The sequence below is a fragment of the Geobacter sp. genome (assembly GCF_030834625.1).
Taxonomy (GTDB): Bacteria; Desulfobacterota; Desulfuromonadia; order Geobacterales; family Geobacteraceae; genus Geobacter.
Window position 1 is genome coordinate 1 of sequence record NZ_JAUQXO010000084.1, and the last position, 15,332, is coordinate 15,332.

A 15,332-nucleotide genomic window follows, 5' to 3' on the forward strand; every position below is an offset into this window, starting at 1 on the left:
ATTCGAATGCTGCATATCGCATCATGACCTCCGTGGAACTCCCTCGTTCCCCAAGCTCGCTGATGTAATGCGTGATGTGATTGAACTCCGGTCGCATAGCTCCCGCAACGCCGATGAGTGAAAGCCAAAGGAGCGGGCCCAGGATACCGCATAGAATGCCAATTTTTCGTAGGCTCATATCACACGGAAAGGGATGATCTCTGGCTGGTTAACGTCTGAGAGCACAGCGGGTTCACCGCTGCTGCGCTTGGTTGAACATTTCCCTTTTTACTTCCCCCACAACGGATCGTCAGCGAATTGCATCAAAATCCGCGCTTCCGGGTTCTGCTCGTAGAACTCATTCTCGGCAAATGAGAAGCGATATCCGGAGACATAGTCCAGAAGGATCTTGTGGGCAGCGTTTACCTGCCGGATCGCATCAGGATCGTCCACGGCACCGGTATCCGGGTGATGACGTTTTACCAACTCCCGATGTCGGGTTTTGATTTCTTTGAGGGTGGCCCTTTCTCCCAGCCCCAGAACTCGAAGCGCTTCCTGCAGGTCGAAATAGGTCATGGTTGAATCTCAGTGAGTCCAGTCGATGATTTTCGTATCGGCTCCAAGTTTTTTCTCAACAGCCCCTTTGATGGCTGCGAAGTGTGGACAAGGGTAGCCGATCGGATTGCCGTTTTTCATGCAGGAAGCAAACACGATGGCGTCTGCCCCCCGGTCAACCATCATTTTCGCCCTGGTCACAGCTTTCTTGCCGGAGCAACCGCCACATGAAAGAAACCCTATAATCTCTACCGGGCCGGTTTCCTCAAAGGCCAACGTCCCTTCTCTGGCTACTTTGAAGTCGGTGCTTCCGGGACACATATCCTCGGTTATCTGACAACGGATTATTCCTACCTTCATATGGGTCTTCCTCCTTCTGATTTGTGCGATTGTATGACCACAAATCCGCCTCTGCCATGACCTTCCATGACATCCAGTCCTGTTGCTTCTCCCGGCATCAGGGTCTGCCGGTGTGTAAAGTCGGAAAAGCCAGCTTTGGTCAGCAATTCTTCAAGTTCGCCTACCGAATAAAAGGTAGCGTCACGGTAGAACTGGTTCTGTTCCTTTTTCTGGTTGTAGTGCTGCCCCAGTTCGCTCTCCCGGTCGATGAATCCAATGATAAGAGTTCCATTCGGCTTGAGGATGCGGCAGGCTTCCCGAAATGCCTGGGCTACATCGTCCAGGAAACAGACGACCGTTACCATGATGGCGAAATCATAGCTGCCGTTGGCAAGTGGGAGGGCTTCTTCGGTGCCTTCCAGAACTTCAATCCCTCGCATATGTGCCAGTTCAGCCATCCGAGGCGCTGGTTCCACTCCGTGGGAAATACCAAGAGGTGCCGCAAAGCGCCCGGTACCTACGCCAATCTCGACTCCACTGCCGCTGGCAGGAATGAAACTGCGCACTGCCTCCAGCTCTGCCAGGTAGAGATCGGGATGCTTCTCAAACCAAACGTCGTAATCGATAGCATGTTCATCGAAAGGTGTCGCACTTGTCATTGTGTTTCTCGGCTGACTCACAGGCAGCATGGGACTCATCAGGCAAAAGGTTTTCTGAAAAGCAACCCGTAGTGGTACGGCGGCAGGTCGTAGCGGTTTCGCTCGTTGAAACGGAATCCGGCCTCCCTTCCCCATTCGATGCACTGTTCGGGTCTGGGACGAATCTCCATGGCCGGACCGCGCGGGGTCGTGGGGTCGTAGTTCCAATGAATAACAGCCAGCATACCGTTTGGTTTAAGTACTCGGAGGGCCTCTTTCATCAAGGCTACCGGTTCTTCGTGATGCAGGATATTGAAGAGCAAGGCAGCGTCCATGGATTTGTCGGCTAGTCCGGTTCCCTCGGTAACAAAATCGCGCACCGCTGCCTGGACGTTGGTAATGGCGGCATCGTCACATTTTTGCCGGACGACATCCACCATTTCCGGCTCTATGTCCAGGGCATGGACGGTTCCCGAAGTAATCCCGGCGGCCGCCAGCGTAAAGGTTCCATAGCCGCAACCGAATTCCACCAGATTCTGTACTCCACGGTCGAGACCAAAAACAGCCAGAACCTTGGACGGCTCAAAAAAACCGGTCCACATTTCTTCGTCGGGCATGCCGCTGTCACGGACTTTCATGGGTTTCTCCTTCTGCTGTGTTCAACTCGTTAATGAGCAGTTCACGCGCGCGCGTGAACCGGTGATCTGCCCATTTTGGATATTTAGTCTATGCACATTAAAATATTGAAACAGTGTGAAGTAGACCCCTAATAGGGCCAGAAATGGGCGTTTTTTGCCCGAAGTATGAGATATAAAACGCGTTCAGTCAAGCTAGCCGATTAGAATGATTGAATTATCTCCCGGCAATTGCCCCTGAAAAATCCGGGGAAAACATCATGCAGCAGCCTCCCGAGAAACCCCGCCGAAAGCTCAACTTCGCGACTGTTTTCTCCTCAGGCATCATGAGCCTTGCTGGACAGCCGTCCGCCGAATCTCGAAAACCTCCCCATCGTACCCTGCACAGAACTCCTCCCACTGCCGCCTGGTCTGCGCAGCACACTCCCGTGCCAGGGTGGCGAGGGGAGCCGGCCACGTATCATCCTCGCCGAAGGCGATCAAGGCGTCGGCGACGGCCGCCCCTCTGCGGCCGCTCCCCCGGAGGTGGTCCCAAGAGGTGATCTCCCCCATGGTGGTCATCATGTCTTCAAGCCGTTCGATCTTCCCGTTCCACTGGTCGAGCTCCACCTTGTCCCCGGAGGGCTGGAGCTCCTTGATGACATACGATCGCCCTTCCAGCTCCACCGGCTGCAGGAGCGCGGGGGCAATGGCCTGCATCTGGCGCTGGACCCATGCGACCCGCTCGGCTTCGCTCTGCCACGGGGGCTGGAGCGCGGCGAAGCGGCGGGCGAGGGGGGAGGGGGACGCGAGCTTCAGGTCGAGGAGGTAGTTTTCGTCCGGCGAGCCGTTCCCCTCCACCAGGAGGACGTACCGCTCGGTGCCGAGACTGCCGGTGCCGGCGATCCGGCGGGCCGCGTCGAGGAGGGTGAAGAAGCCGGGGTTCGGCTGCTGCGCAGCGAATCCAGCCATGAACGCGGCGATCTTTTTCCGCTCTTCCCTGGTGGCGGGGAGGGCCTTGCCGGTGTCGGTGCGGATGCTGCGCTTCTTCCCGCGGCTGACGGTGCGGCTGTCGAGGAAGTCGCACCGTTTGCGCCGTTTCAGCCCTTTAAGGAGTTTAAGCACCATTCCCTGGGCCGTGGCCCGCTCGACCCAGCGGGCTTTTCCCTCCCGCAGGGCGCTGGTGTAGGCGGTCAGGAATTCCGTGCAGAGGCGGGATGCCGCGTCATGGTCGAAGCCGAGGGATTCTGCCGCGGCATGGACGCTCGTCATGAAGTGGAGAAGGTCCCAGGTGCAGGGGACCAGGGCGCTGTCGTCGAAGTCGTTGATGTCGAAGTAGACGAGCCGGTTGTCCCCCTTGTAGCTGCCGAAGTTCTCGATGTGGAGGTCGCCGCAGGACCAGACGGCAGGCGCCGCGCGGAGCAGGGGCGAGTCGGGAGCGGTCTCGCAGAAGAGGTGGTTGGTGCCCCGCAGGAAGCCGAGAGGGCTTTTCCGCATGGCCCGGTACTTAAGGGTGAGCCGCTCCGGGTCGCGGCCGGCGTTGCAGCGGAGGATCGATTTGACGGTGAGGTCATGGGCCATGGCGGATACTCACGGCTGCCAGGGTTTCAGGCGGAAATCCGGATAATTTGAAGGTGTTTGCACGTGTTCATTCACTTCGCTCCGAGGAATCGAGATTTTCTGTCCCGCCGGCATCCTTTTCCGGCTCTTCGAGACTGATCCGGCCGATTTTCCCCGCCCGAAGCTCCCGGAGAAAGGCCTCGGCTGCCCGGTGCAGATCGATCACTCCGCCGGGAGCCATGCAGCCGAGGCAGCGGCCGACCGCTTCGAGGACCGCGGTGGAGTTGTCGGGGAGCTCCGGGAGCTTGTAACGCTCTTTGAGCAGCTCCGGATACCGTTGCATCATGAATTCGGCGGCGAAGAGTCCCACGACGGTGTAGTCCAGGGCGTTGGCCCCGATGGCGCCGCTGGTTGCCAGGCGATAGGCCGCCACCTGGTCGGTCATGTCGGGCCAGAGGAGTCCCGGCGTGTCGGAGAGGGTGATGCCGTTTCGCAGGTCGACCAGCTGGGCGCAGGTGGTGATGGCGGGCTTGTCGCCGACCTTGGCCACGCACTTTCCCGCCAGGGTGTTGATCAGGGTCGACTTGCCGACGTTGGGAATGCCGACCACCATGACGCGCACCGGCAGGCCCGGCCTGCCGCGGTTTGGCGCCAGGCGCTGGCAGAGCTTGATCAGCTGCTTCACCTCGCTGTGCTGCTTCGCCGACAGCGGGAGGGCGCGCACCCCGGACTCGGTTTCGAAAGTGCGGACCCATGCCTTGGTGACGGCAGGGTCCGCAAGCTCCTTCTTGTTCAGCACCTTGATGCACGGCTTGTTCCGGCGCATTTCTGCAAGCTGGTGATTGGAGCTGGAGGCGGGGAGGCGGGCGTCGAGGACCTCGATAACCACGTCGATTCTTCTAATCGCCTCGGAAATCTGTTCCTGGGCCTTGCCCATGTGACCGGGATACCACTTGATCGTCATATTCGTGTTCTTTCCATAGCAGTAGTAATGGCGGTTTCTGTCCAAACCTACAGTACCACATACCTCCCCCGGACAAAGCCATAATCTGAGCACGCGCTGTTTCAAAAGTACTGGCAGTGATCGGCCTTGACCGCCTTCTCGCCCTTTTTCCTACCTTCTCAGTGTCTTTGCTCCCGTGATATTCGAATAGGGCGAGTCGCCGGCCGGGTTATGGGCACGCACCCGGTAACGATACGCCGTGTTGGCTGCCAGGCCCGAATCGGTATCGGTTGTTGCACTCCCTGGCACGGTCTTGATCTGAACGAAATTCGTGCAATTCGATCCCCGGCAGCGTTCGATCTTCACGCCATCCTGGCTGGCGGCATTGTTCGTCCAGGTCAGGCTGATCTGGCTTTTGCTGAGCGCCCCGGCAGTCAGGTTGCTTGGCGCAGCCGGCAGTGCCGGGTCGCCAGGGGTGATGATCGTGGCTATATTCGAATAGGGGGAGTAACCGTCCAGGTTCCAGGCGCGTACCCGGTAGGAATAACTCTGCCCCGCGGCAGCATTGTAGTCCGTCCAGGTGGGTATGTTGGCTCCGCTGGCGCCCAAGCCTGAGAAGCTGGTACAGCCTGCTCCCTGGCAACGCTCAACGTAGAATTGGCTTTCATTGGTCGAATTATCCTGCCAGTTCAATGCCACATTGGTTCCGCTCATTGCCGACGTCAGGTTGCTTGGCGCAACGGGTGGATTGGGTGCAGGTACTGAGATCTCGACCGTGTTCGAAGGGTTTGAAAGTCCCATGAAGTCCCGTGCCCGAACCCGGTAGGTGTAGGTTACGCCCCGTGTAATGGTCGTATCCGACAGGCCTGTCACATTCTCCCCCCGCGACTGAGCCACTCTGGTGAAATTCGTGCAACCTGAACCTGTGCAGCGTTCGGCTTCTACCCAGAATTCATTGGTGGCATTGTCGGTAAAGTTCAAACTAACCACATAAGATGAACCCCAAGATGAAGCAAAGCCGCTGAGATTTGTCGGTGCTGCCGGGGGAATATCCGGCAGGCCGGTCTCGGTGTACTGAGTGGTTACCAGATAGCCAAACCCAAGGCTCGCCAGGGTATTTCCGGCTCCAAGAACAATCGCCTTGCCGCCGGCATACGCATCCCATGCCGCCCACTGGGGCGTCCCATCTGAATTGTACTTGGCGACCACGCCCTTCAGGTAGGAGAGGGTTCCTGAACCTGGATTAGGCCCGCCGGTACCAGTGACGTAAACTGCATCGAAGGGGTCGAGCTTCAGCATGGTGGGGATTTCATCGTTGTTCCTGCCGGCGTCATATCTGTGCGACCAGAGCAGGTTGCCGTTGGCATCCGTCTTGATCGTCATCCAGTCCATGTAGCCAACTACGTCCATGCCGGTAGCCACGATATTTCCCTGGGAGTCCACCGCCACTCGGAAAGTCCGATCGCCGACGCTGTAGCTCTTTATCCAGGACTGGTTGCCCGTCGCGTCAAATTTCACAATCGCCATCTGATAAGAGTTCGGGTCTTGTGGAAAGTAGGTGCCGGCGGCGAAGTAGCTGATATTTCCAGGACCGAACGCCAGGTCATTGGCCGCGTAGACATTGCTGTTGGTATTCGCCCACAACCGGTTGCCGTTGGCGTCATACATGAGTGCCATGAACAAATTCCCGCTGATGCCCGCCACCCCGATACGGCTGCTGTCCGGTGAGATGACCATGGAAAAGGGTTCATCCACCGCACTGTTGTTGTCGAAGACCGCTGTCCACAGGGTCGTCCCGCCAGGGGAGTACTTGATCAACACCGAGTCGAGGGTAGTATTGGCCGAGGAATTGGTCAGCCACATCCGCCCGGCCACATAGATGTTGTTACTTGCATCGATCGCCACCCGACGGGCATCGCGGAATGGGCCAGGCAGGCCATTTGCCCACAGCAGGGCTCCGTTGGGGTCGTATTTCAGCGTAAGCCACCCGGAAGGGGTGGCGCTGCTGCCGGAAATCATAGAGGCCAGTACGACAGGGTTGCTATTCGTGTCTACAGCGATCCACACCCCGCGCAGCCGTTCCGCTGGATCGTACGTGGTTTGCCAGAGCAAAACGCCAGCAGCGCTGAACTTCTTTATGACGAGGTAATCGCCTACGGCCGTATCACCGAGGACATAGATGTTATGGTTCGCGTCAGTGGCCATCATCCGTGAGGAAAAACCATAGTCCGTGTTGCGCCACTCTTCGATCAAAGCCGGAGTTGGCTGGGCAAAAGCAGGGGCGAACGCTGAAAAGGAAGCCAGCAGGGTAATGATCATAGCCATGGATAGTACGTGTCTGAAAATTCTTGGTCTGTACATGATATTCACTCCTTTCGAAAGCCAATCGTACAACTTGCTTATTCTATAATTATATCACCGACATCACCGAGCCGCCTCCTTGTCAAAATCAAGAGGCTGCCAGGCATGGGAATCGCTGAGGGGATGGGGCGAGAGCGGTGCCCTCTCCATCCAGGGCTGCAACGAAAAAGGCGGGGTCTCGAACCCCGCCTTTTTCGTGCCTTGTTGCTCACGCTCTTGCCTGCTCTAATCCTCAGATCGGCTTGAACTCCCCGTTGAACGTGTCCTGGGTCTCCCGCCGCTTCGCGGCGCTGCTTGCGGTGTCGATGGATCCCCTCGTCAGTTCGTAGGCGTCGTTGAGCATCTGGACGAAGCGCGTTTCGGCTTCTTTCCGTTGCTCCTCGTCTAGTCTTTTGTCGACTCCGTACTTGGCGAGGATCTGCCGGAAGGTGGCCAGATCCTCCTGGAGGATCGCGTCGCGGGGGGTGGTGGCGAAATAGTCGTTGAGCTTCTTCGTCCGCGCCGGGTCGTCGAGGAGCCGTTGCACGAAGGCGAGGTATTCTGTGAGGAAGCCTGGGGCGTTGCGGACAAGCATGACGTTGTTGCTGTCCATCATGAAGCTGCGCACGTCTGCGTTGGCCGAGCCGATGGTGACGTCGTCCCCGAACACCGAAACTTTGGAGTGAAGCGACAGGGGTTCATCGGGGCGGGGGAGGTACTCGTAGTAGTCGAATTTCGCCCGTTTGGCCGGGTCGCTCTGCTGCTGGTAGAACTCGGTGAACGCCTTGAGAACGTGGCGGGCGGCGAGGTTCACCACGTTGAGGTCGGTGGTCTGGATGGAGTTGGTGAGGACCGTCACGGTGACGTTGGAGCAGTCGTAATCGCCGTTCACCATCCGGCTCAGCTCATGGGTGAGGTTGGCGGCGGGAAAGAAGTAGGCGTTATGCAGGATGAGCCGCTTCGGTGCGTCAGGGGTGGCAGCCGCACAGACCGCCGGGATCTCCTTGAGCCAGATGTCGTGGATGTATTTTCCATTATTGGCCTCTTGGCCAGCGGGGGCGCCGTAGGTCCGTAGCCGCTTCTCCGGCGGGAGCGCCTTGTTGAACGGAAGGTTTTCGAGATAGGCGACGACGCTGCCGCTGTCCACGGCAAAGGTTTGCACCGGCTGCTTCGGAATCGTGGGGAGGTAGGCCTCGTTGTAGGCGCGGGCGTTCTCCTCCATGGTCTTGCGGCAGTCCGCCATCCGTTCGTCCAGGGAGGGAGCGGTCTCCTGCAGTTCCTTACTGACGCAGGCGTCGCGCTCATCCTTTCCGGTCTGCCCGACGCAGGCCTTCTCGGCATATTTCATGGTGACGACGAAGTCGTTGGGAGCATGCTGGCGCACCTCGGCCAGCGAGGCCACCATGGTGTCGAAATTCCAGAGGGCATCGAACGCCGTGGCGACCGCGTCACCCCCCTGCGAAAGGAGGGCATGGATGTCGGTGTCCATGAAGACGTACTTGCTGGTCAACGGGTTGGGCCGCATGTGGTAGGAGTTCTCCACGTTCCTCCCACCCATCTGGAGCTCCTTGCCGTCCGCCAGGAGGAGCTTGTGGTGGAGGTAGTCGGTCAGGTGGTCCCAGTCCCGCAGTTCGTCGTCCGAGAGCTTCCTGTCCACCGGCAGAAGCGAGGTGACGGTCTCCTTGATGGGGTTGAGCTGGCCGCCATACATGGTAAAGGCGAAGAAAAGCTCCGCATTTGATTCCAGCCGCTGGAACGGTGTGCCGGTCCTCGACTCCCAGTAGGCCTTGCCGAGGCGCTTCAGCTGCTCTTTCTGCTCGGGAGTTGTGGATGATGCGCCACCCTCAAGGCTCTTGATGTCGATCTGCTGTCCGCTCTGGACGGCGAGGGCCATCACGTCGCCCCGCTTTGAGTAGAGTCCGGAGAGGAAGAGCCCCGAATTTCCGATGGCGAGGTTGGAGATGTTCCGGTCCGCCGCTGGCCTGCCGCTGACCACCTCGTCAGCGAAGAGCTTGTCGATGGCGGCGAATTTCTCGTTGCTGCATGCCTCGGGTTTTGCCGCCGCGGCCTCGGGAGAGCATCCCATCGTCAGATAAACGGCGTCCTTGATGATGTTGCGTGTCGGTCGGTTATAGAACCGCACCCGGAGGTTGCCGTTTCCCTCCTTTTCCATGAGGGAGAAGAGGTCGAGGTGCTTGTAGTTGGTATGGTAATCGACGAGGAGCCTCACGGTCACCCCGCGCCGGGCCGCGTCCATGAGGGCGGAGGTCAGCACCGACGAGCTATGGTCGTCGGCATAGAGGTAATACATCATGTCGATGGAGCGCTGCGCGTTCCGGACCATGCGGAGTTTGGAGAGAAACGCTGCGTCGTTGTCGGTGATGACCTGGGCTTCGGTGATGGAGAGCGGAACGGCGGACGCCGCCTGCGATACGGTGTCGAGGGAGAGACCCGCCTGCTTCTGCGTGGCGCAGCCGGTCATGGCTAGAGCGAGGAGCAGGGGGGCGAGGAAACGGGCTTTCATGGGGGGCCTCCGGTGGTTGATTGCAGATAGCTGTCGGCGGTTCGTACGACCAGGTCGACGCTTCGGTTATTCTTCGACGATGGTCGTGAACAGGATGAACTGCCGCATGAAATCCAGGAACCTGGGGTTCCAGATATCGCCGTGGTCTTTGATGATTTGCTTGTCGACCGCCACCACGTACAGGGGATTGCGGGGGAGCGACTTCCCCTGGTGTGTGAGCCTGGCACTACCCAGATCCAGGCTCCATCCATTGCGGGACGAAAGGTCGATCCACTGTTGCCGCGCTGACTTGGCATTGCGGAAATCGGTCACATCGGCCACTTTTTTCTCGGCCTCCGAGGCTTGGGGAGCAGCCGCTTCAGCCGCGGGGCGTGGGCGCAACTCGTGGGTCCGGTACGGCGCGAAATGCCCAACGGCCTGCCGGTCAGCCTGTTTCTGCACGTCGCCGTCGGGACGGTATTTCTCGAAGAGGGTTGAGAGATGGCGTCCAATGGGGAATGCCGCCTTGGTCGCCTGATCCGTTTCCGAGGTGAAAATCGCCACAAGGGGAAGCTGACCGTCGGCGTACCACTTTCTCACCCCGGCCAGGTCGTGGAGAGGGGTGAAGCGGGATGCTTCGAACGCGGGATTGACCAGGATCACGAGATCGCCGAAGGTTTGCGGCGATTCCGCATCCCCTGAGAATCGGTCGATGAGGATCTGTGAGAGGGCGGAGTATACCATCTCCCCGCCGAAGCTGTGGCCGACGACGATCAGCTTGGTCTGGGCCAGCCTGCTCTTGGTCGAGTCGTAAACTTTCAGGTGGGAGAACTGTACCTCCTCAAGTCGCACCAGGAGGTCGGTCAGGGCGCCGTGACCAACCTTGTCAGCCGTGTTCTTGCGATCCCAGAAGGAGAACGTCCTGAACGGCTCCACATTTGCGGAAAGGCCCCGCCAGCCCACATAGATCCCTGCCACCTTCCGCTCCGGCCGCCCTTCGCTCTGGCTGGCAAGGTGCTCATAGGAGTAGATCCGTTTGAGCGTCTCCCTGAAAGATGCCACGTTGTTGTCGTCGAACGAGGCGTTGTGCCGCCATCCGTGCACGTAGACGACCATGAGGAGGCCGGACTCCAGCTCATCCTTTTCGAGGAGGCGATCGATCAGCGTATCGGCCTGTTTCCTGTCCCAAAACCACCCCTGGTCGTCGAATTCCACGAAACCGAGAAGGTATTCATCGTTCTGTTCAAGGGAAGATTTTCTGCATTCTGCCCCTTTCTGGGCGACGGTGCAGGGCTCGTAAACGGTCCGGTACGGCTCGTTGCGGACGCAGGCGACCAAGAGGGTTGCGAGCGCCAGGCCGATAATTCCCTTGGGAAACCATCTCATATCAATACCTCCAAAGAACCTGCAGAATGGTGTGTCTCGATAACGGCAGTTGTAATAACACGGAGCAACGGAGCAACGGAGAAATCAATATATGACGGGTTCAGGGAACAGAGGCAAATCCCGTGAACACGTAGTCGTTACCCTTCACCGGCGTGTGGCAGCCGAAGCACTCCTGCACGAAACTCGCATCCCTGCCGTAGGGCTTGAGATCATCCCCCACAAAACGGGCAAATCCCCAGCCTCCGGTTGCCTTGTACTTCCCGGCATCTTTCACCATGAATTCCACCTGGGCGAATCTGTCCGGCACCGTAGCCACCGGGAATTTCGGGTGTTTCGTTGCAGTCCATGCCACCTTTGCCAGCACCGTCCCGTCAGGGAAGGGGCGCGTTCCATCCCTCATGGCTTTTACGGCCGTGTCATTGCCAAGGATGACCCGGATATGCCCCTTGTCCTCCCGGTAAGACGGTGCGATCACCTGCCAGGCACGGTACCCCTCCATGAGGGGGATGCCGTTGGGCGCCACCGGACGACCTCCCCCCAGGACAAGGGCAGGCAGCAGCATGACGAAAAGGGTTCCCATGATGGTTTTCATAAACACCTCCGGAGACAGGCACGGGGCAGCGTAAGCAGGAAGGGAAAGAGTTGGGAACAGGGAAAGGATGTTCAGAAAAGAAGAAGTCAGGTGCCGTCCCTGGCATACCCCCTGTCGCTTCACGCAGCGGAGCAGGCTCGTCCTGAGCTTTTCATCGCAGGATGGTGAAAGTATAGCGCCTGAAATCCCTTGGGCAAGTGACTCAAGGGGGACAAGCGACGGCTCCTCGGAGGTAATGGTTGGCGGGGGTCAGAATCCGGTGGATGCCTTCGTCAGGTTACGCTCTTGAGCGGTTGCGCTTAACAATGCTTTGAATCCGCTTCTTGGATGTCTTGAGCTTTTCGAGCACGGCAGATTTCAGTGTCGCAGAACCGTAGTCTGTCTCGGTGAACTGCTGCAAAGAGAGCAATGCGCCAACGTTATCATGGAACACAGCGTCGAATTCGGTGATTTCATCATGTATTACGGCAGGATCGAACACCTGCGTTGTATAGGGAAATCCCCTGTCTCTACGTCTCTTGCGCCCGATGAATACGACGCTGTCATCGATAATCAGGAGATTGTCGTGGGGCAATCGCAGCGTAAACACCACCTGAAGCTTATCGTTGTCAGCGTGTTCCTCGATCATTTTCATCAACCGGTCATAGCGCGGGAGTATGTTCCTCGTCACGTACTCGTCAGAAACGAGGCCGAGTTCCACACGTTCAATCTGCGCGTCCGGGCATATGATAACCCGAACTGTGCGTCCTTGAGCCAGAAGGTGCGCTAGCCTATGCCGTTCACGAAGTAGCATCTCCTGGTATTCCCCATCATGGTCTTCCTCATTCACCTCGTTGTCCGAGATGGCGAGCGAAGACAAACTGGCTGCTTGGCGTACAATGTGTTCAACGCCCGAGAGAGCGTCGATAATACGGAGAGTGCGCTCCTTATTGGCTTCCAGGTGGTTTGCTCCAGTAATCGTCCGCGCGGATGGCCCGGGCGTGTGCCCGAGTCTCTGAAGCCAGGCAGCAACAGCGGATGAGACTGTCTCCGTCGCTTTGTGTGAATCAAAGGGCGTATAGAGCCGGCCAACGATGTCGGAGTTCAGAATCGGCAAAGACCTTTCCTTGAGAATGAGGCACTGTCGGCGAAGTGCCAGCATATAGCCCAGTTCCAGGGTAATATTCGGATTGTGATCGGGTTGGATCAGGCGTTCGAAAACAACGATGCCGTACCGGGAATGATCCATACAGAAGCGCACGTTTCCCCATAGCTCTTCGTCAAACGCCACGTCCCTGGCAAGTACGGCATTTAGCCCGTAATGGCGCAACGTATCTCTTATTGCCGCCTCTACCTCTAGCAAGGGTTCCTCTGACGCATAGCGGAGGATGACGAAGACATTTCTGTGCTCGTTGCGTTCGAAATCACCTCGGTTCTTTGCGTATTGTTCGCATTGTTCGGTCATTTCAGCGCCCTCTTGTCCGATCAGTTCGATAACTTCAGCGAACCGCCCGGTGCGGACTTGCATGCCGGGTGGTGTGAGCCTCTATAAGAGTTTGGTGCAGGACCTTATCCTGACCCCGTTGCTGAAAAATGAAGTCGGAACAGGGAAACGTGGTGCACTTACGAGTAGAATCTACCAGTTACGGTTGGGCTTTCTCGCTGGAAGCGATCAGCGCTCGTATTACTTCTTCGTCATTAATGGTGGTCGAAATTATGAGGTAGTCGGGCTGTAGATTTTTGTGAAAGATGATCAATTCGGTTTTCAGGCGGGAGTCCGGCTTAAAGTCGCTTCTGTAGACAGTAACCCCCTGGCCTTTGTAGATTTTAATTCGTTCAATATCTTCAAAAAAATGACCCTTTTTGTGCACAATCCACTTTTGTCCGCTCTTTTCTTTAGAAATTTGTTCAGGAGTCAGAGTATAGAGCTTCCAGTAAAAATCATCCGTGGATTCGAAGGCTGAGCAAAAATCTTTGTTTCCTTCCTTGAACTCACTATACCCGCAACCGAGAAGCTTCTCCTTCTCTCGAAATATCATAACAATATTACCACCGGACTTGAAAACAACTCTGTCTTCTCCAATGGTTTTAGACTCTGCAAGTGTTTTCCATTGATGCGGCAGTATTGTGCTGAGGCCGTAAAACTCAATGGGTGAACCGTTAGCTTCTGATAAGCTGGGTGAGGGTATTTGAGCAACTTCCGCTTTAAGTTGATACTCGGAGTAGTTAAACTGAAAAGGATTGTAACGGTAGCCAGAGAAGTTGTCGTTACAGGTGCAACCGGATAAAATCAATAAAGCAAGGACAACGCTAATTTTTTTGGTTCTCATGTTAGTTACCTATCTGTAGTTCGATCTCGATTTTTCGTTTGATGGCGCTTCCAACGGCCGTCAAGCATGCTTCATAGTAATTTCCGGACCGCGTTGACCTATTTTTTAGGGACTCGTAAACGTACTTCACAACATAGGTCCAATTCGGTTTCCAGCCTGGAGGACGGGGGACAAAATCCATTGCATTGCTACAATCTCTCACCTTAGCAACCATTTCTGCCAGGAGGTTTGCGGCTGATTCGTTCCAGTCTTGGGGCTGAGTCTCTTGTCCGGTGAGCATTTTGAAGACTTCAGCACATTTCTGTTTTTCCTCGATTGTCATTTCTTCTCTTTCCCTTTGGTTCATGAAATGCAGTGTTCAATGACCTTCCCCCCGAAAACTGAGCCATTGCAAAGTTAGTGATTTCGGTCTAGAACCTCCCGAAGGAGACTAGACATGAAACCGAAACGATTCACCGAAGAGCAGATCATTGGCATCCTGAAGCAGGCCCAAGCCGGGGTGAAGATTGTCGACCTTTGCCGCACCCACGGCATATCCGACGCCACCTTTTACAACTGGCGCACCAAGTATGGCGGCATGGAGGTCTCCGACGCCAAACGTTTGAAAGAGCTTGAAACCGAGAACAAGCGGCTTAAACAGATGCTTGCAGACGCCATGCTGGAAAACCGGGCAATCAAGGATGTCCTCTCAAAAAAGTGGTAACGCCTGCCGCCCGGCGGAGCGTGGTTGCCTACTTCAGGGAGAACCACCAGCTCAGTGAACGACGGGCCTGCACTATTGTCGGGCTGTACCGCAGCAGTTACCGGTACCAGGCGATACCGAAAAACGATGACGAGATCAGGTTACGCCTGCGGGAGTTGGCGCAAAAGCGCCGCAAGTTCGGCGCTCCGCGGCTGCACATCATGCTGCGGCGAGAGGGCTACCTGATCAACCACAAGCGTACCGAACGGCTGTATCGGGAAGAAGGGCTCTCGCTGCGTCTCAAGAAGCGCAGAAAGCGCACCAGCCATCTCAGAGTGGTCATGGGCAGGCCGAGCGGGATCAACCAGCACTGGTCAATGGATTTCGTCTCCGACAGCCTTTACAGCGGCAGACGCTTCCGGGTACTGACCATCGTCGATGACTTCAGCAGAGAGTGCCCGGCCTTGGAGGCCGATCACTCTCTGACCGGTAAACGCGTTACCCGAGTACTTGATCGCATCGCACTGATCCGCGGCTTGCCGAAGGTGATCACTGTGGACAACGGCCCCGAATTTATCAGCAAAGCCCTTGACCTATGGGCCTACGACAACAAGGTCAAGCTCCGATTCATCCAGCCGGGAAAACCGGTCCAGAATGCCTTCATCGAAAGCTTCAACGGCAAATTTCGGGATGAGTGTCTCAACGACAACGTGTTCATCAACCTGCACAGCGCCCAGCAAATTATCGAAAACTGGCGGCAGGACTACAACTCGGAAAGACCACACAGTTCATTAAACGACATGACGCCCGAAGAATTTGCAGCTACTTTCAACCAGGAACAACTGACCGAAAACACTAACCTAAACCTGGCCCACTAAGAGGGGGAAGGTCA

15 protein-coding genes are annotated in these 15,332 nt (G+C 56.9%); 1 reads left to right on the plus strand and 14 read right to left on the minus strand.

The genetic code is table 11. The features are described from left to right. From RCH91_RS21525 to RCH91_RS19835, 14 genes are all read right to left on the minus strand, one after another. Positions 1 to 178 (minus strand): DUF998 domain-containing protein (locus tag RCH91_RS21525; RefSeq protein ID WP_373694414.1); only part of this gene is annotated, 178 nt, incomplete at its 3' end. Between the two features lie 89 nt (positions 179 to 267). Continuing rightward, complete coding sequence (locus RCH91_RS19775; protein ID WP_306536906.1) at positions 268 to 555, minus strand: J domain-containing protein; 288 nt, start codon at positions 553 to 555, stop codon at positions 268 to 270. 9 nt (positions 556 to 564) lie between these two features. Continuing rightward, positions 565 to 894, minus strand: coding sequence for a CGGC domain-containing protein (locus tag RCH91_RS19780; RefSeq protein WP_306536908.1), 330 nt, complete (start codon positions 892 to 894; stop codon positions 565 to 567). Further along, entirely contained in the window at positions 891 to 1,532 is a 642-nt protein-coding gene (locus RCH91_RS19785) for a class I SAM-dependent methyltransferase (protein WP_306536910.1), read from the minus strand. Before RCH91_RS19785 ends, RCH91_RS19780 begins: the two co-directional genes overlap by 4 nt. Positions 1,533 to 1,570: 38 nt before the next feature. Next, positions 1,571 to 2,149: a class I SAM-dependent methyltransferase gene (locus RCH91_RS19790; RefSeq protein WP_306536912.1), complete on the minus strand. Its 579-nt coding sequence runs from the start codon at positions 2,147 to 2,149 to the stop codon at positions 1,571 to 1,573. A gap of 321 nt (positions 2,150 to 2,470) precedes the next feature. Beyond that, entirely contained in the window at positions 2,471 to 3,706 is a 1,236-nt protein-coding gene (locus RCH91_RS19795; RefSeq protein WP_306536913.1) for a DUF2252 domain-containing protein, read from the minus strand. Positions 3,707 to 3,773: 67 nt separating this feature from the next. Beyond that, positions 3,774 to 4,649, minus strand: coding sequence for a ribosome biogenesis GTPase YlqF (gene ylqF / locus RCH91_RS19800; protein WP_306536915.1), 876 nt, complete (start codon positions 4,647 to 4,649; stop codon positions 3,774 to 3,776). Between the two features lie 150 nt (positions 4,650 to 4,799). Next, positions 4,800 to 6,953 (minus strand): fibronectin type III domain-containing protein, encoded by a 2,154-nt coding sequence (locus tag RCH91_RS19805; RefSeq protein WP_306536917.1) that lies wholly within the window; start codon positions 6,951 to 6,953, stop codon positions 4,800 to 4,802. Between the two features lie 268 nt (positions 6,954 to 7,221). Continuing rightward, entirely contained in the window at positions 7,222 to 9,492 is a 2,271-nt protein-coding gene (locus RCH91_RS19810; RefSeq protein ID WP_306536919.1) for a hypothetical protein, read from the minus strand. Between the two features lie 66 nt (positions 9,493 to 9,558). Continuing rightward, positions 9,559 to 10,857 carry an alpha/beta hydrolase gene (locus RCH91_RS19815; protein ID WP_306536921.1) on the minus strand — a complete coding sequence of 433 codons (1,299 nt, stop codon included), beginning with the start codon at positions 10,855 to 10,857 and terminating at the stop codon, positions 9,559 to 9,561. A 100-nt stretch (positions 10,858 to 10,957) separates the two neighbouring features. Next, entirely contained in the window at positions 10,958 to 11,449 is a 492-nt protein-coding gene (locus tag RCH91_RS19820) for a cytochrome P460 family protein (RefSeq protein ID WP_306536923.1), read from the minus strand. 277 nt (positions 11,450 to 11,726) lie between these two features. Next, positions 11,727 to 12,893: a hypothetical protein gene (locus tag RCH91_RS19825; RefSeq protein ID WP_306536925.1), complete on the minus strand. Its 1,167-nt coding sequence runs from the start codon at positions 12,891 to 12,893 to the stop codon at positions 11,727 to 11,729. Between the two features lie 178 nt (positions 12,894 to 13,071). After that, positions 13,072 to 13,758, minus strand: coding sequence for a hypothetical protein (locus tag RCH91_RS19830; RefSeq protein WP_306536926.1), 687 nt, complete (start codon positions 13,756 to 13,758; stop codon positions 13,072 to 13,074). A 1-nt stretch (position 13,759) separates the two neighbouring features. Then, on the minus strand, positions 13,760 to 14,080 hold the full coding sequence (locus RCH91_RS19835) for a hypothetical protein (protein ID WP_306536928.1): 321 nt from the start codon (positions 14,078 to 14,080) through the stop codon (positions 13,760 to 13,762). 114 nt (positions 14,081 to 14,194) lie between these two features. Between RCH91_RS19835 and RCH91_RS19840 the strand changes: the two genes are divergently transcribed. Beyond that, a protein-coding gene (locus tag RCH91_RS19840) for an IS3 family transposase (RefSeq protein ID WP_306536930.1) occupies positions 14,195 to 15,318 on the plus strand; the annotation gives its coding sequence in 2 pieces (ribosomal slippage) (positions 14,195 to 14,447 and positions 14,447 to 15,318; 1,125 coding nt in all). The last annotated feature ends 14 nt before the right edge of the window (positions 15,319 to 15,332 follow it).